Annotated in this window: 17 protein-coding genes and 2 pseudogenes; 13 read left to right on the forward strand and 6 right to left on the reverse strand. The window is 67.9% G+C overall.

The window, feature by feature from the left end:
* Positions 1-150: 150 nt before the first annotated feature.
* A complete protein-coding gene (gene sod, locus C2R22_RS11250) occupies positions 151-750 on the forward strand; it encodes a superoxide dismutase (RefSeq protein WP_103425840.1) in 600 nt (199 codons plus the stop codon).
* A gap of 100 nt (positions 751-850) precedes the next feature.
* On the opposite strand, the gene C2R22_RS11255 is transcribed toward sod, so the two are convergent.
* The gene (locus tag C2R22_RS11255) at positions 851-1,822 is read right to left on the reverse strand and encodes an ArsR/SmtB family transcription factor (RefSeq protein ID WP_103425841.1); all 972 of its coding nucleotides are present in this window, start codon (positions 1,820-1,822) and stop codon (positions 851-853) included.
* Between the two features lie 539 nt (positions 1,823-2,361).
* On the opposite strand from C2R22_RS11255, the gene C2R22_RS11265 reads away from it, so the two are divergent.
* The 6 genes from C2R22_RS11265 (at position 2,362) to C2R22_RS11290 (ending at position 7,048) form a co-directional block, all read left to right on the forward strand.
* Positions 2,362-2,952, forward strand: coding sequence for an NADPH-dependent FMN reductase (locus C2R22_RS11265; protein ID WP_103425843.1), 591 nt, complete (start codon positions 2,362-2,364; stop codon positions 2,950-2,952).
* Positions 2,939-3,151 carry a XapX domain-containing protein gene (locus C2R22_RS11270; protein ID WP_394342358.1) on the forward strand — a complete coding sequence of 71 codons (213 nt, stop codon included), beginning with the start codon at positions 2,939-2,941 and terminating at the stop codon, positions 3,149-3,151. The genes C2R22_RS11265 and C2R22_RS11270 overlap by 14 nt, the downstream gene beginning before the upstream one ends.
* 55 nt (positions 3,152-3,206) lie before the next feature.
* Positions 3,207-3,884 (forward strand): thymidine kinase, encoded by a 678-nt coding sequence (locus tag C2R22_RS11275; protein ID WP_103425845.1) that lies wholly within the window; start codon positions 3,207-3,209, stop codon positions 3,882-3,884.
* 8 nt (positions 3,885-3,892) lie between these two features.
* On the forward strand, positions 3,893-4,495 hold the full coding sequence (locus C2R22_RS11280) for a YIP1 family protein (protein ID WP_103425846.1): 603 nt from the start codon (positions 3,893-3,895) through the stop codon (positions 4,493-4,495).
* A gap of 30 nt (positions 4,496-4,525) precedes the next feature.
* Complete coding sequence (locus C2R22_RS11285) at positions 4,526-4,762, forward strand: hypothetical protein (RefSeq protein WP_103425847.1); 237 nt, start codon at positions 4,526-4,528, stop codon at positions 4,760-4,762.
* A 210-nt stretch (positions 4,763-4,972) separates the two neighbouring features.
* Positions 4,973-7,048, forward strand: a complete 2,076-nt coding sequence (locus tag C2R22_RS11290) for a DHH family phosphoesterase (protein ID WP_103425848.1) — start codon at positions 4,973-4,975, stop codon at positions 7,046-7,048.
* A 291-nt stretch (positions 7,049-7,339) separates the two neighbouring features.
* Here the strand turns inward: C2R22_RS11290 and C2R22_RS11295 are convergent, their stop codons facing one another.
* Positions 7,340-8,194 (reverse strand): helix-turn-helix transcriptional regulator, encoded by an 855-nt coding sequence (locus tag C2R22_RS11295; protein WP_103425849.1) that lies wholly within the window; start codon positions 8,192-8,194, stop codon positions 7,340-7,342.
* Positions 8,195-8,418: 224 nt separating this feature from the next.
* On the opposite strand from C2R22_RS11295, the gene C2R22_RS11300 reads away from it, so the two are divergent.
* Together C2R22_RS11300 and C2R22_RS11305 are read left to right on the forward strand one after the other, a co-directional pair.
* Entirely contained in the window at positions 8,419-9,504 is a 1,086-nt protein-coding gene (locus tag C2R22_RS11300; RefSeq protein WP_103425850.1) for a class I SAM-dependent methyltransferase, read from the forward strand.
* Between the two features lie 15 nt (positions 9,505-9,519).
* Positions 9,520-10,737 (forward strand): MFS transporter, encoded by a 1,218-nt coding sequence (locus tag C2R22_RS11305; protein WP_103425851.1) that lies wholly within the window; start codon positions 9,520-9,522, stop codon positions 10,735-10,737.
* Positions 10,738-10,832: 95 nt separating this feature from the next.
* Here C2R22_RS11305 and C2R22_RS11310 read toward each other — a convergent pair whose 3' ends face one another.
* Positions 10,833-11,027, reverse strand: coding sequence for a hypothetical protein (locus tag C2R22_RS11310; protein ID WP_103425852.1), 195 nt, complete (start codon positions 11,025-11,027; stop codon positions 10,833-10,835).
* Between the two features lie 180 nt (positions 11,028-11,207).
* Between C2R22_RS11310 and C2R22_RS11315 the strand changes: the two are divergent.
* Positions 11,208-12,931: pseudogene (locus C2R22_RS11315) on the forward strand (Na+/H+ antiporter NhaC family protein).
* Positions 12,932-13,047: 116 nt separating this feature from the next.
* Here the strand turns inward: C2R22_RS11315 and C2R22_RS11320 are convergent.
* A complete protein-coding gene (locus C2R22_RS11320; RefSeq protein WP_103425853.1) occupies positions 13,048-13,317 on the reverse strand; it encodes a hypothetical protein in 270 nt (89 codons plus the stop codon).
* 121 nt (positions 13,318-13,438) lie between these two features.
* On the opposite strand from C2R22_RS11320, the gene C2R22_RS11325 reads away from it, so the two are divergent.
* Complete coding sequence (locus C2R22_RS11325; protein WP_103425854.1) at positions 13,439-15,142, forward strand: tRNA uridine(34) 5-carboxymethylaminomethyl modification radical SAM/GNAT enzyme Elp3; 1,704 nt, start codon at positions 13,439-13,441, stop codon at positions 15,140-15,142.
* A 186-nt stretch (positions 15,143-15,328) separates the two neighbouring features.
* Here the strand turns inward: C2R22_RS11325 and C2R22_RS25050 are convergent, their stop codons facing one another.
* Both C2R22_RS25050 and C2R22_RS11335 read right to left on the reverse strand, forming a co-directional pair.
* Positions 15,329-16,180 (reverse strand): DUF7351 domain-containing protein, encoded by an 852-nt coding sequence (locus tag C2R22_RS25050; protein WP_162562463.1) that lies wholly within the window; start codon positions 16,178-16,180, stop codon positions 15,329-15,331.
* Between the two features lie 590 nt (positions 16,181-16,770).
* Positions 16,771-17,217 (reverse strand): GNAT family N-acetyltransferase, encoded by a 447-nt coding sequence (locus C2R22_RS11335; RefSeq protein ID WP_103425855.1) that lies wholly within the window; start codon positions 17,215-17,217, stop codon positions 16,771-16,773.
* Positions 17,218-17,431: 214 nt separating this feature from the next.
* Between C2R22_RS11335 and C2R22_RS11340 the strand changes: the two genes are divergently transcribed.
* Positions 17,432-18,334, forward strand: coding sequence for a DUF4397 domain-containing protein (locus C2R22_RS11340; protein WP_103425856.1), 903 nt, complete (start codon positions 17,432-17,434; stop codon positions 18,332-18,334).
* Positions 18,335-18,432: 98 nt separating this feature from the next.
* Positions 18,433-20,534, forward strand: a pseudogene (gene rqcH, locus C2R22_RS11345) (ribosome rescue protein RqcH).
* Positions 20,535-20,586: the final 52 nt, after the last annotated feature.

The following is a 20,586-nucleotide window of genomic DNA, read 5'->3' on the forward strand; positions in this document are numbered from 1 at the left end:
GAGACTCCGCGGAGGGGGCACAAGTGCCCTCCGACTCCGTGGCGTGAAACCGCACGACGCCTCCCCGCCGAAAGTGTATGTATACTGTTAACATACTCTTCCTCAAAGTTTAACAGCGTTCCGCGCCACCCATGTACTGGAGGTTCAATTATGAGCTACGAACTCGACCCATTACCGTACGAGTACGACGCGCTGGAAGGGAGCATTTCCGAGCAGGTGCTGACGTGGCACCACGACACCCACCACCAGGGCTACGTCAACGGGTGGAACTCCGCGGAGGAGACCCTCGCCGAGAACCGCGAGAACGGGGATTTCTCCTCGTCGGCGGGCGCGATCCGCAGCGTCACCCACAACGGCTGTGGACACATCCTCCACGACCTGTTCTGGCAGTGCATGTCGCCCGAGGGCGGCTCCGAGCCTTCGGGCGCGCTGGCCGACCGCATCGAAGAGGACTTCGGTTCGTACGAGGCGTGGAAGGGCGAGTTCGAGGCCGCTGCGGGAGCGGCCAGCGGCTGGGCGCTGTTGGTGTACGACTCGTTCTCGAACCAACTGCGCAACGTCGTGGTCGACAAGCACGACCAGGGCGCGCTGTGGGGCTCGCACCCGATTCTCGCACTCGACGTGTGGGAACACTCGTACTACTACGACTACGGCCCCAAGCGCGGCGACTTCGTCTCGGCGTTCTTCGACGTCGTCGACTGGAACGAACCCACCGCCCGCTACGAACAAGCCGTCGACCTCTTCGAGTAACGCAGAGCGACGACGTCGTCCACCCTCTCCCGTTTTTTGCACCCGCGGACCCGCGGACTCACGAACCCACCAGGAGCGACGAGTAGCAACAGTCACCCGGTTACTGACCGAGGCGGTTCGCGACGGTCGCGTCGACAGTCGACAACTCGTCGTCGACGACGACGCGGAGTTCGTCGTCGCCGCAGGGGATGTCGACACGGACGCGAAGCGGGTCGGCCGAGAGCACGGTCGTTCGCTCGTCGCTGACGCACCAGTCGAACGTCCAGAACCGCTCCGTGCCCAGGTCGACGCCGTGTTCCGCGTGGAACGTGAGCACGTCGGCGTCGTCGAGGAGCGCGACGCCGACCGGCGACCGGAGACGGTAGCCACAGCGGCGGCAGGTGTATCGGACGGCGACGTCGAGGTCGGTGTCGTCTCCCGCCCGGGCGACGGCCGTCTCGGTTTCACCAGTACACTCCGGGCAGACGCCGTCGGCGGCCAGACAGTAGTGGTGACGCACGTAGTGGTGGAACGCGTCCATCACCTCCTCGGTCGTCCGGTCGTCGAGCCCGCCCGACGGGAAGGGGTAGCTCACCTGAATCGCCGCACAGTCGGTACAGCCGACGGTGAGCGTGTCGTCGACGTACCAGCCGTGGAGCGCGCCGCCGCAGTCGTAACACCGTCCCTCGACGGCGAAGAACCCGAGTTGGGCGCGGTCGGTGAGCGTGCCGGCGAAGATGGCGCTGATGACCTTCCGCCCGGGGTGACGGAACCGATAGCCGTCGTCGGTCTGTTTGACGAAGTGGCCGGTCAGCCGCTGGAGGTGGTAGCTGAAGTTCGCGCTGTCGGCCACGTCGACCCGCTCGAAGAGGTCGGTGAAGCTGACCGGTTCCTCCCCCGCGCCCAGTTCCAGGAGCGCCCGGAGGATGTCGAGGCGCGTGTCGTTCCCGAGGAGGGAGAACACGTCCGCAGGTGTCAGATCCGGCCCGGTGAACTCGGCAACGGTCCCGCCCTCCGTGTCCGCGAGCGGGTCGCCCTCGGCGTCGTCGGACGGGTCGGCTCGCACACGGGTCACGTCGTCTCGCCGACTCATGACAGCACGTCGTTGACCAGTCAGTAAAACTCTTGGCGATGCGGTTCTGCTCGTCACGTCCAGCCTCGCTCGACCGTGATTGACCATCTGGTGAAGGTTTTTCACGCGCCCATTCATAGAGCCGGACGGCACCCATCGGGATGCCACGGTCGAGTCGGGGCAGGACTGGTTCGCCCCGCTACCCGTAGTTGAGGTATTCGCGTCGACCGTCCGCCCCGGACCTGACCGCGTCCGTGGGTCGCGTGGACCGATGCGCGAGCCTGGTCCGACCGACGCGAGGAGTCCGCGAGGAGGTTCTCGACGTTGGCGAGGGCGTGCGCCCAGTCGGTGACGTGCCCACTGGAGAGGTGGAAGACGGCGTCCATGCCACCCTCGACGGTGCCGGGTGACTTCAGTACGTGCCGACGTCGCGCCGGCCGACCCGGCCTTCACTGTTCGACTCCTCCCGTCCCGCGTGGCGCGACGTGTGACAGCGGCGACGACCGACGCATTCGGCAGGGACCGTGGGGTCTTTCTCCCCGACCCGCCTCGCCTCGTACATGACACACGTACTCGCTCTCTGTGGAAGCCTCCGCGACGAGAGCGCGACCCGGGTCGCGCTCTCCGTGGCGCTCGAAGAGGCGGCGTCGGCGGGCGCGTCGACGGAACTCCTCGACCTCCGTGAGTTCGACCTGCCGCCGCTCGACGCCGACTTCGACGCCGAGGAACAGGGCGACGGGCGACGCCTGCTCGCCGCGGTCGACGACGCCGACGCGCTCCTCCTCGGCACGCCGGTGTACCACGGCTCGTACTCGGGCGTGCTGAAGAACGCGCTCGACTACTGCGGGTTCGACGAGTTCGAGGGGAAGACGGTCGGACTCCTGGGAGTGGCCGGGGGGTCGTTCCCCGTCACCGCGCTCGACCACCTCCGCTCGGTCTGCCGCGCGCTCAACTGCTGGGTGCTCCCGCACCAGGCGGCGGTTCCCCGAGCGTACAACCACGTGGTGCACGAGGAAGATGGAGGCCATCTCACCGACGAGACGCTCGACGAGCGGGTCCGCGTCCTCGGCCGTCGCGTGGTCGAGTACGCGACCATCGAACCCGACCCGGCGACGTTCGAGGCGGGCGAGAACGTCGGTGCGGGGGACTGACGTGAACGGACAGGTCCTCCTGGCGCTCGTGACGGGCATCGTCGCCGGTGCGATCTTCGCCGCGCTCGAAGTGCCCATCCCCGCGCCGCCGAACGTCGCCGGTGTCGTGGGTATCGTCGGTCTCTACCTCGGTTTCAGGGGTGTCGAGGCGCTGGGGTACTCCGTCGACATGCTCGCGGTGTTCCGCGCGCTGTTCTGAGGCCCCTGAGGCGAGGCCGGAACCGTTTTGACGCTCCCACTGTCGCTCTCGAAGCATGCACGCCATCACGAAGAGTGGGTGGGTCGAGGTGGTCACCGGGTCGATGTTCTCCGGGAAGACCGAGGAGTTGCTGCGGCGGTTGCGCCGGGCGGAGATTGCGGGTCAGGAGGTGGCCGTCTTCAGCCCCGCCGTCGACGACCGTTACGGGAAGACCACCGTCGGGTCGCACGACGGCCGGACGTGGGAGGCGACGGTAGTCGGGAACGACGGCGGAGGCGAGGACGACAGCGGAGACGAGGGTGAAAGCGCAATCGAGGACGAGAGCGGTGACGACGCCGGCGACGGCAGCGACGGCGCCTGGGCCATCTACGACCACCTCGCGGCCCGGGACGAGAACGTCAACGTCGTCGCCGTCGACGAGGGCAACTTCTTCGGTCCGGAACTGGTCGACGTCGCCGAGTCGCTGGCGGACGACGGCTACCGCGTCGTCGTCTGCGGACTCGACACGACGTTCCGAGGAGAGCCGTTCGAGCCGATGCCGCACCTGATGGCCGTCGCGGAGTACGTCGAGAAACTGCGGGCGATCTGTTCTGTCTGTGGCGAACCGGCCACGCGGACCCAACGGCTCGTCGACGGCGAGCCCGCACACGTCGACGACCCGACGGTGCTCGTCGGCGCCGAGGAGTCGTACGAGGCGCGATGTCGGAACTGTCATACGCTCCGGCGCGCCTAGGAGAGAACGTGACTACGTGGGTCGAAACGCCCGGCGAGGGCCGCGAGCGGGGGCCGGTCGGCATCGGTCGGGCGTGGGTCGATGTCCTCGTCCGTCCGCGCGGGTTCTTCCGCAACGGGGTGGTCCCCGGCGACCAGGCGCCGGGACTGGTCTTCGCCGTCGTCGTCGCCTTCGCCTTCGTCGCCACGCGTTTCCTCCTCGTGCCCGGTTCGGTCCCTGCCATCCAGGGCGGGCCGGTGCTCTCGGCGACGCTCGCGCTGCTGGCGGTCTGTCTGCTCATCGCGCCCGCGACGCTGCATCTCACCGCGGCGATTCAGACGCTCCTCCTCATGGCGCTCGTGACGGACAGGGCGGGGGTGAGCGAGACGGTCCAGACCGTCGCGTACGCGACCGCACCCTGTGCGCTCGCCGGGATTCCAGTTCCCGAGCTTCGTGCCCTGTGTGCGGCCTACGGGGCGTTCCTCCTCGCCGTCGGCCTGTCGGAGGTCCACGACACCTCGCTCGTGAGAGCGGCCGTCGCCGCGGCCGTCCCGGGGGCACTCGTGTTCGGCTACGCGTTCGGCGGCTTCGGCGCCGTCGTCTCCGTCGCGCGGGCGTGGGCGCTGATTTGATTTGACTGGGCTCCCCTCGTTACGTCGTTCATGCTCACGCTCGACCTGTCGGACTTCATGGTAGAACTCGACGAGGGAACGGTGAAACACGTCGGCACCAAGACGAAAGGCGCGACCGTCAAACTGTACCACGTCACCGAGACGGAGGCCCGCGAGTTCGGCGACCAGGTCAAACTGGTCTTCGACGACGGGGAGGGAAACCACGTCGAGGTGGCGCTCGACCCCGACCAGGTCGAGTCGCTCCTCGCGGACGCCGAGGCGCTGTGAGAGAGTCGTCGGGACCGGGTTGGCCGCCCGGGTGAGGGCCGTCGCCGCTGTCGACGCGGGGCGGGTCGTCGTCGACCCGGGCCGCGCGTGACCGAGGCTGTGACCGACAGAGACGTATCGACAATCGTTTTAGGCGGCGGACGTTTTCTTCGGGCAACGGACGTGACCCGCCGGACCGCGGCGGGTCCTTTCCCATCTAAGTGACACACCATGGATTGGATCACCCACGAAGAAGACGTCTGGTTCGATTTCAGAGGAGAGCGCCCCGACCAACTGACTGCCGGTCGTTTCTACCGCGGCACCGTCGACGGGTTCGCCGAGTTCGGCGTCTTCGTCGACCTCTCGCCGAGCGTGACCGGCCTCCTGCACCGAAGCGAACTCGACCGCCGTCTCGAAAGCCTCGACTGGGACCGCGGCGACACCGTGTTCGTCCAGGTGAAGAACATCCGCGACAACGGCAACGTCGACCTCGGCTGGTCCATTCGCCAGTCCGAGAGCGAGTTCCGCGGCGCCCGCATCGACGACCCCGACGGTGACCCCGAAGGCGAACCGCTCGAGGTCGAAGAGCGCGAGTCCTCGAAACCCGTGAAGACGCGCCCGAAAGGAAACGCCGAGAACGAGTCGTCGAACGACGACGACTCCGACCTGACCGCCACGGACGGTGACGCGGCGAACGGTCGTGTCGCCGAGGCCGACGACGGCGCTAGAGACGAGGGTGGACACGAGCCCGAACCTGAACCTGAACCCGAGGCTGCGGCCTCGGGAGACGAGGACGAACCGGTCGACGCGGACGCGTTCCCGCGCGTGGCGATCGGTGACCTCGACGACCGCGTCGGCGACGACGTGAGCGTCGAGGGGTTCGTCGTCGACGTCTACCAGACGTCCGGTCCCACGGTGTTCGAGGTGCGCGACGAGACCGGGACCGTCGAGTGCGCCGCCTTCGTCGAAGCGGGCGTCCGCGCGTACCCCGAGGTCGAAGACGGTGACGCCGTCCGCCTGGCCGGCGAGGTCGAACTCCGTCGCGGCGAACTTCAGATCGAGACCGAGGCGCTCGACGTGCTCGACGACGAGGAGGCCGCTGCGGTCCAGGGTCGACTCGACGACGCGATGACCTCGCGCGCCCGCCCCGACTCGGTCGAACCGCTCGCCGAACACGCCGCGCTCGAGGCGCTCGTCGACGAGGTGGCGGACGCCGCCGAAGCCATCCGCCGGGCGGTGTTCGACGCCCGCCCCATCGTCGTTCGCCACGCCGCGACGGCCGACGGCTACGTCGCCGGCGCGGCCATCGAGCGGGCAGTCCTCCCGCTCATCCGCGAGGAGTACTCGACGTCCGACGCCGAGTACCACTACTTCACCCGCCGTCCGCTCGACGAGCCGATGTACGGGATGGACGCCGCGACGAACGACGTGACGCGGATGCTCCAGGGACAGGACCGCCACGACGAGAAGCTCCCGCTCGTCCTCCTCGTGGGGACGGGCTCGACGGTGGAGTCGACCGACGGCCTCGGTCTCCTCGGCGTCTACGGCGCTCGCCGGGTCGTCCTCGACGCGGCCACCGCCGACGAGGAAGTCGCCGACGTGAGTGAGGTGCTCGTCGACGGGGGCGAGTCGGGAGAGCTCTCGACCGGCGCGCTCGCCGCGAACGTCGCCGCCGCGGTCAACGCCGAGGTCCGCGACGACCTGCTGCACCTCCCGGCCGTCAGCTACTGGGAGCAGACGCCGACGGCGTACGTCGAGGCCGCCGCCGAGGCGGGCTACGACGCCGACCGCGTCCGCGAGATGCGCGAGGCCGTCGCGCTCGAAGCGTACTACCAGTCGTATCAGGACAAGCGCGAACTCATCACCGACCTCCTGTTCGAGGACGGCGGTGGGCTCGCGGGGCACGTCTCCGAACAGTTCCGCATCAAGCTCGACGCCGAGGTCGACACCGCGGAGGCGAACCTCGAAACGCGCGAGGCGGGCGGCGCTCACTTCGCGGTGCTGGACACCGACTCGTACACCCACCGCTTCGACTTCCCGCCGACGACGCTCCTCTTGGACGAGATCCACCGTCGGAACCGGGTCGACGACGCCCCGTTCGTGACCGTCGGCGTCGGCACCGACGAACTCCACATCCGGAGCACGGCGCCCGTCGACATCCGCGCCGTGGCGGCCGCGGCACGCGAGACCGTCCCCGGCGCCGGCGTCACCGCCTTCGGCATCCGCGACGGTCGCATCGAGTTCCTCTCGGGGATGCGCGAGGACGTGCTCAACGCCGTCGTCGCCGCCATCGCCGAGCAGATCTGAACCCGCGGTCGTCGGCAGGCACGGTTCGTCGAGGAGGGACGTTTCTACTCAAAAAGCGTGCTCACCGAGAGCGTCTCGTCACGCGCCACCGCCGCCGTCGCGGTCGGCGTCGGGGAGCGAGCGGAGGCGAGCGAGTCGGCTGGGATGGGTTGAGGTCTCACACCGCGTCCGTGTACCGCACGAACGCCTCGGTTTCACCGGCCAACTCGGCGTTGATTCGTTGCACATCACCCGTTCCTCTCCTGAACGCCCCCGTTTGTCATCCCCGTCGGGACCTCCTCCTCGTACCGATCACTCCGCTTCGAGCGGCGTCGAGTCCGCTCTGAAGGTGTCGTAAACGCGCTCGGCCCACGCCCGCGCGATGGCCGTGTCCGTGTCGACGAACACCCGCATCGTGCCGGTCTCCTCGTCGTAGCCGCCGATGCCGACGCGGTCGTCGAACAGCGCCAGTCCGTACGGGAGCGCGTCGCGTGTCCGCAGTTTCAGGTGCTCCCCGTCGAGCGCCCGCCGGAAGCCGTCGTCGCTCTTCTCCAGGGTGTCCACCACGTCCGGGAGGTAGATGAGTTCCACCTCGCAGTCGGCGAACGGGTCGCCGTAGACGTCGGCCAGCCCCGGCGGGACCATGTGGGTGGTGTTGAAGCCGCGGAACCGCTCACAGTCGCGCAGGAGCGTGAGGAAACGCGTCACGGGCGCGTACGGTTCCGCCGGCGTCGCGACGGTGACGGTGGCGCTCTCGAACGGTTCGACGACGAACTCGCGGTGGTCCTCGCAGATAGCGTCGAGAAGCGGCGAGAGCCGGTTGGCGGTCCGTATCTTGCGCTCGAACTGGACCACGGCCTCGGCGACGATTTCCCCTTCGCCGGTGAGGTGATAGGTCCCGTCGACCCGTTCGGCGTACTCCTTCTGTTCGAGCCAGCGGGTGAAGCGGTGGCTCGTCGCGCGGGAAACCTCCAGCGAGTCCTCCAGGTCGCGGCGGTCGAGCGGCGTCACGAGGAGCGCTTCGAACAGGTCGCGGTGGCGGAGCACGTCCAGCAGGTCGTCGGTCGAGAGGCGGTCCTCCGAGGGTTCCTCGCGGAGGTCGAGCGCCTGGAGTTCCAGCGTGTTCTGCAGGAGTTCGTCGAGTATTTTCGGGTCTGCGCCGGTCATGTGGTGTCTCCCCCTCCAGGGTGCGTGGCGTAACCGACGCTCCCCGGGGGAATAACTGTGTCTCAGGTGAGACGACAGGTCCGCGTCTCGGTCGGTGAGACGGGAGTCACTGGGCGAACACCCCGTCGGCGGCCGACACCGGTATCGCGCCGGCTGACGGGTTTCTGTCTCCGACACACGTCTCGGAAATTAACTATAGCCGGTTGCGACTCCTCCCTCCGGCCATGGCAACCAGCCAGTCGACAACCGACCGCACCGACATCGAATCGTTTCAGGAACGGGTCTTCGAGGCTGCCCTCGGGGCCTTCACGACCTACGCGCTCTATCTCGGGTCGCGACTGGGGTACTACGACGTGCTCGCCGCCGAGGGGCCGTCGACCCCGGTCGAACTCGCAGCGGCGACCGGAACGAGCGAGCGGTACACCCGCGAGTGGCTCGAACAGGGGGTCGTCTCGGGCGTCCTGGCGTGTGAGAACCCCGAGGCCCCGGCATCCGAGCGACGCTTCGACCTGCCGCCGGCCCACGCGGCCGTTCTCACCGAACCGGAGAGCCTCGACTACCTCGCGGGGATTCCACAGTCGCTCGTGGGGACGCTGTCGCCCGTCCAGGAACTCGTCGACGCCTACCGCACCGGCGAGGGGATCGAGTACCACGCGTTCGGCGAGGACATGCACGAGGGTATCGCCGCGATGAACCGCCCGCTGTTCGTCAACGAACTCGGAACCGAGTGGCTCCCGACCCTCGAAGACGTCGACGCCCGACTCACAGAGGGGGGCCGAGTCGCCGACGTGGGCTGTGGACACGGCTGGTCGAGCATCGGCATCGCCCGGGCGTACCCCGACGCGACGGTCCGCGGAATCGACGCCGACGCGGCCTCCGTCGAACGAGCGCGAGCGAACGCCGCCGCGTACGACGCGGGCGACCGCCTCTCGTTCACCCACGCCGACGCCGCCGACGTCGACGGGTCGTACGACCTCGTCACCGCGTTCGAGTGCGTCCACGACATGTCCGACCCCGTGGCCGTGCTGTCGACGATGCGCTCGCTGGCCCTGCCGGACGGGACAGTCTTCGTCATGGACGAACGCGTCGGCGAGACGTTCTCACCCGCGGCCGGCCCCGTCGAGGAGTTCATGTACGGGTACAGCGTCTTCCACTGCCTCCCGGTGGGCATGGTCGATGACGGCGTCGGCACCGGAACGGTGATGCGCGAATCCACCCTCCGCGGGTACGCCGAAGAGGCCGGATTCTCCGCCATCGAGGTGCTCCCCATCGAGAACGAGTTCTTCCGGTTCTACCGGTTGACTCCCTGAATCGAGGCTCGAACCATGAGTGAAAGTCCGTCGAGGGTCGACCGCGTGCCGTGGGACTCGCCGACCGTTCGGGTCGTCCTGCTGGCGACGTTTCTCGCGCCCCTGGGCGTTCCGCTCGTCAGTCCGGCGCTCCCGACCATCCGCGACGCGTTCGGCGTGAACGATGCAGCCGCGAGCCTGCTCGTGAGCGCGTACTTCGTCACTGGCATCGTCCTCTCGCCGTTCGTCGGCGCGCTCGCCGACCGGATCGGTCGCCGGCGCGTCCTCGCGGGAAGCCTCCTCGTCTTCGGACTGGCCGGCGGTGCGACCGTCCTCGCGCCCTCGTTCGGGACCGTCCTCGCGCTCCGCGTCGCCCAGGGGACGGCCGCGGCCGGCATCTTCGTCTCGACCGTCGCGCTCGTGGGCGACACGTTCGAGGGCGTCCAGCGGAACGCCGTCCTCGGCGTGACGTTCGCGGCCCTCTCGACGGGTGCCGCGGTCTTCCCGGTCGTCGGCGGGTACCTCGTCGGTTTCGGCTGGTCGGCCCCGTTCGGGGCGTACCTCGTCGCCCTGCCCGTCGCGGGCGTGGCGTGGTACCTCGTCCGCGAACCCGACTACGAACGCCGCTCGATGCCCGGCGTCGCGTATCTCCGAACCGCCGGGCGTGCGGTCACGGCCCGCGGGACGCGGGCGTTCTACGGCGCGACGTTCGCCGCGGAGTTCCTGCTGTTCGGCGTGGTCTTCACCGCCGCGCCGTTCCTCCTCACGAGCGAGGGGCTCACACCGCTGGTAATCGGTGTCGTGCTGTTGGTCGCGGAGGGTGCCGCAATCGTCGCCTCGGCGGCGAACGGCCGACTCGCTCGCCGGGTCTCGAACCGGACGCTCGTCGCGTACGGGTTCGCCTGTCTCGCCGTCGGCTTCGCGGGCCTCTTCGCCGCCTCGTCGCTCCTCGCGTTCGTCGCGGCGATGCTGGCCGTCGGCGCGGGGACGGGAATCGTCCTCCCGTCGGTGGACGCGGGCGTGACCGAAGCGGTCTCCGACGCGGTCCGCGCGGGCGCGGTCAGTCTGCGTAACAGCACGACATTCCTCGGCCGTGCGGCGGGACCGGTCGCGTTCGCCGGCGTCGCCACTGTCGCAGGGTACCGGCCGCTGTTGCTCGCGGCGGCGGTCGTCGCAGGCGCGGTCGGCGTGGCGCTCGTCACGACCGGGCAGGCGGTAGGGAGTCCCCCGACAGAGGCGTTCGAGGCCGACTGAGCGGGTGGATTTTTCTCCGGGGTACGGTTCCGAGAGGACAGATGCTCCGCGGCCTCGTCAGAACCGCTCGGCTGGACGAGGGCGCGACGGCAGCGTTATTTGAACTTTCGAATCAGTCGGAGGAGCACCGACGTCGCGGTGCCGAGTCCGTTGACGCGCTTCGAGAGCGCGGCCGCGCCGAGGAGGAGGAGGCCGCTCTTGTGCTGACCACGACGGAACGCGAGAAGCGCGTCCACGAGCGTCGTAGCGATACCCAGTGTGTTCGCCGACCGTCTGTTGATTCCAGTCATCGATCTGTTCTTCACGACGCCACCCGGACGGATAAGCGGCGTCCTTGCGTCCGCCGGACGGGCGTCACAGCGGTTTCATCGCCCTTCGGCCGACAGCGGTCGGGGTCAGGCCACGGTTCGACGTGTCGTTGCCGGGAAGTTTCCACACCTTTATCAGCCAGTATCGTGGTACCTCGTCGCATGGTGGACGGCATTCAAGCGGGAGCGATTTCGGTCGTGCCGGCACTGGTCGCCATCGCGCTGGCGTGGTACACGCGCGACGCGCTCATCGGCCTGTTCGTCGGCGTGGTGACCGCAGCAGTCGCGTACGGAGCGTTGAACCCCGCGTACGTCGGCGTCCCGGCGGACCTGATCGCCGCCGGGCCGGAGGTGACGACGGTGAATCCACAGGCGGAGGACGCCGAGTCGTGGTCGGTGGGGGCTGGCGGCGTTCTCCTGGGAGCCGTCTTCGGGGTGAAGGTCGCCCCGGAGATCATCGCGACGGCACCGCTGTTCGGCCCGTGGTACGTCGAGAACGTGTTACTCGCGATATTCGCTATCGGCGGGATGATCGGGTTGATGATCCGGTCGGGGGCTATCCAGGGTGTGCTGGAGGCGCTGGCCGCCCGCGTCGACTCGCCGGCCGACTCGGAGAAAGCAGCGTTCCTGGCCGGCATCGCCATCCACATCGACGACTACTTCAACTGTCTCGTGGTCGGCTCGATGATGCGTCCGCTGACGGACCAGTTCAACGTCTCGCGGGCGAAACTCGCCTACTACGTCGACTCCGCGGGGTCGCCGGCGGCCCGGCTGGCCTTCTACTCGACGTGGGGTGCGGCGATGGTCGGCTTCATCGGCGGCGGCATCGAACAGGCGGCCAGCCAGGGCTCGCTCCCCCAGCGGATGTCCGAGTTCGTCAACTCCAGCGGCGAGGCGGTCACCGGCGCCATCTGGCCGCTCTTCTTCAACACGCTCTTTACGGGCTTTTACTCGTGGATCGCCCTCGGTCTCGCCGCCCTGGTCGCCTGGCAGGTGTTCCCGAACATCCGCGGGATGGCCGAGGAGGAACAGCGTGCCCGCGCCGGCGAGGGCGTCGTCGGCGAGGACCACGACCCGATGATCTCCGAGGAGATGGACGAGTACACCGTCTACGAGGGCGCGACCCCGGACTGGCGGAACTTCGTCGTCCCCATCCTGACGATGATCGTCGTCGGCCTCGGCGCGATGTTCTGGCGCGGGAGCCCCGTCGTTTACGTCGAGGGGGCGACCGGGAACACGCTCTTCGAACTCGGCCAGTGGGCGCTCGTCTTACCCCCCAGCGGCCCGTGGTCGTTCAACATCGGCGGGGTCCAACTCGGCGTGGCCTCCGTCACGGCGCTCGTCGTCGCGTTCGCGCTCTATCGCTGGCGAGGCGACGTCCCTCGAACAAGGACGCGACCGACGCCATGATGGTCGGGTTCAAGGGCATTCTGCTCGCGGCGGTCATCCTGATGTTCGCCAGTTCGATCCAGAACGCCGTCTCCCTGTTAGGAATCTCGTCGTTCGTCACCGAGACGTTCGGCGGCGTCCCGGCCTTTATCGTGCCGCTGGCCGTCTTCGCCACGACGAGCTTCGTCAGCTTCTCCGACGGTTCCTCGTGGTCGACCTACGGCATCATGTTCCCCATCGCGGTGCCGCTGGCGTTCGCGACGGGGGCGAACCTCCCGCTCGTGCTCGGGGCCGTCTTCAGCGGCGGCATCTTCGGCGATCACACCTCGCCCATCAGCGACACGACGGTGCTGGCCTCCTCGACTTCCGGGAGCGACCACATGGTCCACGTCCGCACCCAGATACCCTACGCGCTCATCACCGCCGGTCTCGCCGCGACGCTGTTTCTGATCTTCGGCCTCTTCCTCCCGGAAGGGTTCCGCGTCATCCCGTACTGATCGGGAGGCGACTCGCCGTGGTGGCGGTGTCTTCGTGAAAAACGAGTCGAGTCCGTTCGGGGTGTGGTCGGCACCCTCGCAGTACTGAAGTCGGTACGGGCCGCCAGCGGACGGTCTCAGGACTCGAACGGCTCCTCGTCGCGGTGGTTGTCGACGTTCTTCTGGTCGGCGGCCTCCTCCTCGCGGCGTTCGTCCTCCTCGTCGGGTTTCTCGTTCTCGAAGTCGGCGTCCACCTCGTCGGACTCCTCGGGAGCGGACGCGCCCGCGTCGCCGCCGCCCTCGACGTCGACGCCGTGACCCTCGCTGTCGACGACCGCTGGCTCTCGGTCGGTGACGTCCGCCTCGGTGTCGGCCGCTTCGTCGGCCTGCTCGCTTTCGTCTGACATGTTCTGTCCGTTGCGGACTCCGCCGCATATGTCTGTTGCTTGCAGCGAGGTGGGAGATGAGAGTCGCGGCCGAGTCGTCGGAGCGACACGCTTATTCGGCCGAATCGACCACTCATTGACGATGACCGGCACCGCCGAGGGCACCGTCGACGCCGCGCCCGAGGAGACAGAGGCGTTTCGACGGACGTGTGAGACGCTCGTCGAGCGCATTCTCGACGGCGAAATCGACGCCGACTCGCTCGAAGGGGCGAAGCTTCAGGCGTGTTCGGAACACTCCTCGCCGAAGGTGCCGAAGAACACGGACATCCTCCAGTACGCGCCCGAGGATAGACGAGAGGACGTCGTGGAAGTCGTGCGCCGCAAGCCCGTCAGGACGGCGTCGGGCGTCTCGCCGGTCGCCATCATGACCTCGCCGCACATGTGCCCGCACGGGAAATGTCTGTACTGTCCCGGCGGGCCGGCCTCGGAGTTCGACTCCTCGCAGTCGTACACGGGACACGAACCCGCCGCCGCCCGCGGCGAGCAGAACGACTACGACCCCTACGGGCAGGTGACGCTCCGTCTCGAACAACTGCGGCACATCGGTCACCCCGTCGACAAGGCCGAACTCATCCTGATGGGCGGGACGATGACCGCACGGAGCCACGACTATCAGGAGTGGTTCGTCAAGCGCGCGCTGCAGGCGATGAACGAGTACGACTTAGACGCCGAACCGAACCCCGCCGAGGGACGGTCGTTCGCACAGGACCCCGAGGAGTACGAGTTCCGCTACGTCGAGGACGTCATCTCCGAGAACGAGACGGCCGACGTCCGCTGTGTCGGGATGACGTTCGAGACGAAGCCCGACTGGTGTGACCCCGAGCAGGTAGACAGGATGCTCCGCCTGGGCGGGACGAAGGTCGAGGTGGGCGTCCAGACGACCTACGAACGGATCAACCGCGAGATGCACCGCGGCCACGGCACCCAGGCGTCGGTCGACGCCAACCGTCGGTTGCGGGACGCGGGGTTCAAGGTCGGCTTCCACATGATGCCCGGCCAGCCGGGGATGACCCGCGAGATGTGCGTCGAGGACTTCCGGCAACTGCGAGACAACCCGAAGTGGCGGCCCGACTACCTCAAAATCTACCCGACGCTGGTGGTGAGAGGAACGAGAGTGTACGACCAGTGGCGGCGCGAGGAGTTCTCGCCGCTCACGAACGAGGAGGCGGCCGACGTCGTCTCGGAGGCGATGGGGCTCGTCCCCGAGTACACCCGACTCCAGCGCGTCCAGCGCGACATCCCCGCGGACTTCATCGACGCCGGCGTCTGGAAGTCGAACCTCCGACAGTTGGCCGAGCAGCGCGCAGCCGAGAGGGGCATCGAACCCCGGGACATCCGCGCCCGCGAGGTCGGGATGAACGACGCCGACCCCGACCCCGACCGGGTCGCTTTGTCGACCCGAACGTACGACGCGGCCGGCGGACGCGAACAGTTCCTCGCGTTCGAGGACCCCGAAGAGGACCTCCTCATCGGCTTCTGTCGGCTCCGGTACCCCTCGCACTCCCCCTACGGGGACCGCCCCGACGCCGACCCGGTTCGGGAAGAACTGCGAGACGCCGCCATCGTCCGCGAACTCCACGTCTACGGGAGCGAGGTCGGTCTCGGCGGCGAGGGCGACTGGCAGCACCGCGGCTACGGCAAGCGGCTCATCGGGGAGGCCGAACGCCGGGCCAGCGAGGACGGCTTCTCGAAGCTCGCGGTCATCTCCGGCATCGGCGTCCGCCAGTACTACCGCGAGAAGCTCGGCTATCGGCAGGACGGACCGTACGTGTCGAAGCGGTTGTAACGGGGTTTTGCTCCAGGTTTTGCGCGAGCGAACAGCGCGAGCGAGCGGTTCCGCAGGTCGAAGACGAACGTCACCGTCTCGCCCACCACGTCGGAGGGTGGCTCTCGTGACACGGGAGCGGAGTGCCAGTGCGGTCGGGAGTCACCGCGACGGGAACCCGGAGCGAGCCAGTTCCCCTCGTGGCGTTCAGCCGACGTTCACGTCGACGAGGTTCGGCCCCTCGAACCGCGCTCGACAGACCACGTCGTCGAGCGGGAAGTCGACCCGCACCCGCCACGGGTCGGTCGACTCGACGGTCGTGAACTCGCCGGAGAGACACTGCGGGCGCTCCCAGTAGTAGCCGTCGTCGGGGTCGACGCCGTGGTCGCGGTGGAATCGCCGAACCCGCTCGTCGTAGATGGCGAGGCCGCCGAAGGAGACGACGACGACGCCCTCGCAGACGGCACACTCGAAGACGACCGCGGCCGGTTCGTCGACGGCGGACGGGACCTCGTCGGTCACCCACCCCTCCGTGGAGCCCCAGCAGTCCGGGCAGACGCCGTCGCGAACGCCGGCGACGCGATGATACGAGAAGCGAGCGAAGGCGTCGACGACCTGTGGGGGCGTCCGCTCACGGGCGCCGCTGGCGGGAAACCCCACGTCGAGAACCTCGCGGGCGCAGGCGGGGCACCGGAACCGAAGGCGTTCGTCCCGGTACGACACCCTGAGCGGGGTCTCACACCGGTGACACCGGCTCTCGTGTTCGAACGCCTCGAAGCTGACGTCGGCCGTGAACCGACCGGCGGCGACGGCGCGGACCACCTGTCGGCCGGCCGCCGTGAGCCGATAGCCGTCGTCGCTCTTCTCGACGAAGTGTGGTCGCAGCCGCGAGAGGTGGTAGTTGAACTGACCGCTGTCGTCGACGCCGACCCGCGCTCTGAGGTCCGAGAACGAGACCGAACGGCCCCGTGCCGCGTCGAGCGCGCACAGGACGTCCAGTCGAGTCGCGTCCGCGAGCCTCCCGAAGGCCTTCGCGGGTGCCAGTTCCTCGCTCGTCATGGCTCGGGCTACGGAGAGCGGGACAAAGAACCTACCCCGGCGCCCGCGTCGTGTTTTCCACCGACGAGAGCGGTGAAGAGATCTTCAGTCCGTTCGATTACAGAAATGTCCTTCAGAAATCACTTATGGGCTCCCCGGCCCGACGACAGACCGGGTCCTCAGCCCGCGAACCATGCAGTACCAGCCACCGTCTCACGCCGACGGCGCCTCCCGTGCGCCGCCCTCCCTGACGTCCTCGCTGACGCTCTCTACCCTCCTCCTCGTCGGACTCTGGTCCCCGACTGCGGCGCTCGGTTCGGTGGTGGGTCTCGTCGTGTTCGTCGCCGCGACGAGAGTTATACGATTTGGCGTCACTGTATCCCGGCCGTCGCCGCCTCCGGGGGCGGCGACAGCCGAAACCGACTGATACCGGCCGTATCAGGGGTCGACCCCGAGGGGGCCACTCGCCCGCTCGTCGCGTCCAGTGCGTCGGTGAGACCACCGGAGCCCTCGGCGGGCGGTCGTCACACGTCGTCGGATCGGACAGTCCGTCGGTACGACGTCGTTTCGGCGTCCAATCGACACGTCGTATCGCTCGAACGGTCGGACGGTCAGACGTCTCGAACCATCTCGATGTGTGGGATACCAGCCTCTTCGAACACCTCGCCGACCGACTGGTAGCCCCGCTCGGCGTAGAATCCCTCGACGGGGGTCTGCGCGTGGAGGACGAGCGACTCGAATCCTCGCTCTCGGGCCTCGGCTTCGAGAGCGTCCATCAGTCGACCGCCGATTCCCTCGCCACGACGCGTTTTCAAGACGGCCACGCGCTCGATTTTCGCGCGTCCCTCGTCGGACGGACGGAGACGGGCCGCGCCGACCGCTTCGCTCCCGTCGTACGCGACGAAGTGCGTCGCCGCGCCGAGTTCGTCGAACTCGTCGACCTCCAGTTCGGGTGGGACGTCCTGCTCGTCGACGAAGACTGCCCGGCGGACGGCGAGGGCGTCCGCGAGTTCCGCTGTCGACCCGGCGCGGACGACCCGGGACGTGCGCTCGACCATAGGCGTTTCTCGTGTCACAACTATTTCAGCGACACGACATCTGTCGCTCACGCCTCCGGGGTGATCGGTTCGCAGCGGGCGATACGAAAATCGTCAGATACGTTCATGATAGTAATCCGTCCGAACGTACTCGAAATGCGTACATACACTGTGATTGGTTGAAGTCAATACTTTTACATGTGGGCTTCGAGCCAACAGTCGAGGAACTCAATATATGTCAAATATGTTACGTCGGACGGCACTGAAAGCGATCGGCGCTGGAACCGCAGGACTGGCTGGACTGGCGTCGTCGAACGGTGTCGCCGCGGACAACCACGTCGCACAGATCCAGGCGATCCACGCGGTCCCGGACGCGCCAGCGGTCGACATCTACGCGGACGACGAACTCGTCGCCGAGGACGTCGCGTTCAAGGATATCACCTCTCTGACGCTCCCCTCGGGGGCGACGTCGTTCAGCGTCACGCCGACGGGTTCGGGGCCGGGTGCGGCCGTCGCGAGTTGGGATCTGACGTTCGAGGGCGGGGAGAGTTACACGCTCGTCGTCCTCGGCGAACTGTCCGAGGGAACGGTCGAGATAAAACAGTTCTCCGACGAGACGAGCGTCGGCGGGCGGTTCTCCGGTTCGAGCGCCCTCGCCCGGGTCGTCCACGCCGTCCCGGACGAGGAGGACGTCGACATCACGGTCACGGTGAGTACGGCGAACACGGACCGCGAGGCCGACGTACCGAACAGAGTGAGGAGCGACCTCCTCTCTCTCATCGACCTGTTCAAGGGGACGGCTGGCGGATACATCCCGCAGTTCGTCCGTAACCGGGTCCAGACCCCGGGACTGTTCCAGTTCCTCGCCGACGTTCCGGAGATACTCGTGCGCCTCACGCTGTTCAACGGCGTCGAGTACGCGTCGGCGAGCGACTACCTCAAGGTTCCAAGCGGGCCGTACACGTTCCAGCTACGGCGCGAGACCGAAGACGCCATCCCGGCCGACGACCCCTTCCTGTTCGGCGACCCGCTGACGTTGCTGCCCGGTGAGACCTACACCGTCGTGGCCGTCGGGTACGGCTACACCGGCGACGAACCGGTCGACGAACCCGTCGACGTCGTGGTCGCGTCGAGTTAATCGCCTCGCGTTCGCCGGCGTCGACGACGCGGACGACCACCGCGCGTGGCGCGGACACACCGACACCCCTTTTCGGCACCCGCTAGTATCGAGAGGACATGGACCCGAAGCAGGAGCTTTCGAGCGTCGACCTCGCGGCCCTCGTCACGGAACTCAACCGATACGAGGGCGCGAAGGTCGACAAGGCCTATCTGTACGGAGAGGACCTCCTGCGCCTCCGCATGCGCGACTTCGACCGCGGCCGCGTCGAACTCCTCGTCGAGGTCGGCGAGGTGAAGCGGGCGCACGTCGCTGCCCCCGAACACGTCCCCGACGCCCCCGGCCGGCCGCCGAACTTCGCGATGATGCTTCGAAACCGAATCGCCAACGCCGACTTCGTCGGCGCCGAGCAGTACGAGTTCGACCGCATCCTCGTCTTCGAGTTCGAGCGCGGCGACGAGCGCACGAAGGTCGTCGCCGAACTGTTCGGCCAGGGGAACATCGCCGTCCTCGACGAGACGGACGAGGTGATCCGCAGCCTCGAAACGGTGCGCCTGAAGTCCCGCACTGTCGCGCCCGGCGCGCAGTACGAGTTCCCCTCCTCGCGGCTGAACCCCCTGACAGTCGGGTTCGACACGTTCCGTCGACAGATGGCCGACTCCGACACCGACGTCGTGCGGACCCTCGCGACCCAGTTGAATCTGGGTGGGCTGTACGCCGAGGAACTCTGCACCCGCGCGGGCGTCGAGAAGACGCTCGCCATCCCGAGGCCGGCGAATCGGAGTACCGGGCGATTCACGACGCTATCGCCGACCTCGCGGCTCAGTTGAAGTCCGGAGATTTCGACCCCCGGGTGTACCTCGACGACGACCGCGTCGTGGACGCGACGCCCTTTCCCCTCCGCGAACGAGAGCGCGAAGGACTGGACGAGGAGGCGTACGACACGTTCAACGAGGCGCTCGACGCGTACTTCTACCGAGTCGAGTTCGCGGACGAAGAGGAGGGGGAGAAGGGCGACGACCGACCGGACTTCGAGGAGGAAATCGCCAAGCAGAAGCGCATCATCGAACAGCAAGAGGGCGCTATCGAGGGCTTCGAGGAGCAGGCCCAGGCCGAGCGCGAGAAGGCCGAGACGCTCTACGCGCGGTACGACCTCGTCGACGAGGTGCTCTCGACCGTCCGGGGTGCCCGCGAGCAGGGCGTCCCGTGGGCCGACATCGAGGAGAAACTCGACGCCGGGGCCGACCAGGGTATCCCCGCCGCCGAGGCGGTCGTCGGCGTCGACTCCGCGGAGGGGACCGTGACGATAGCCCTCGACGGGACGCGCGTGACCGTCGACGTCTCGATGGGCGTCGAGAAGAACGCCGACCGCCTCTACACCGAGGCCAAGCGCATCGAGGAGAAGAAGGAGGGCGCGCTGGCGGCCATCGAGAACACCCGCGAGGAACTGGAGGCGGTGAAGAAGCGACGCGACGCCTGGGAGGCCGACGACGACGAGGACGCGGAGGACGACGAGGAGAGAGAGGAGATCGACTGGCTCTCGCGGCGGTCCATCCCCATCCGTCAACCGGAGCACTGGTACGAGCGGTTCCGGTGGTTCGAGACGTCGGACGGCTTCCTGGTCGTGGGAGGACGGAACGCCGACCAGAACGAGGACCTCGTGAAGAAGTACCTCTCGAAGCACGACCGGTTCTTCCACGCACAGGCGTACGGCGGACCGGTGACGGTTCTGAAGGCCTCACGGCCGTCGGAGCCGTCGAATCCGGTGGACTTCCCCGATTCTACTCTGGAGGAGACCGCACAGTTCGCCGTCGCGTACTCGTCGGTGTGGAAGGACGGCCGCCACGCGGGCGACGCGTACATGGTGACGCCGGACCAGGTGTCGAAGACCCCCGAAAGCGGAGAGTACCTCGAAAAAGGGGGGTTCGTCATTCGCGGCGACCGCACCTACTTCCGCGACTGCGAGGCGCGAGTCGCGGTCGGCATCCGCTGTGAGGGCGAGACGCGCGTCATCGGCGGACCGCCGTCGGCCATCGAGCCACAGGCCGAAACGACCATCACCCTCGAACCCGGCCGCTACGCCCAGAACGACGCGGCGAAGATGTGTTACCGCGAGTTCAAAGAGCGCTTTGCGGACCAGTCGTTCCTCCGGAAGGTCGCCAGTCCGGACCGGATTCAGGAGTTCCTCCCCCCGGGCGGAAGCGAACTGCGGGACGTGTGAGCACGACTCGCGCTCGAACCATCACGGGTCGACGCGGGCGACTCGTTACGGC

This window comes from Salinigranum rubrum (genome assembly GCF_002906575.1).
Lineage (GTDB): Archaea > Halobacteriota > Halobacteria > Halobacteriales > Haloferacaceae > Salinigranum > Salinigranum rubrum.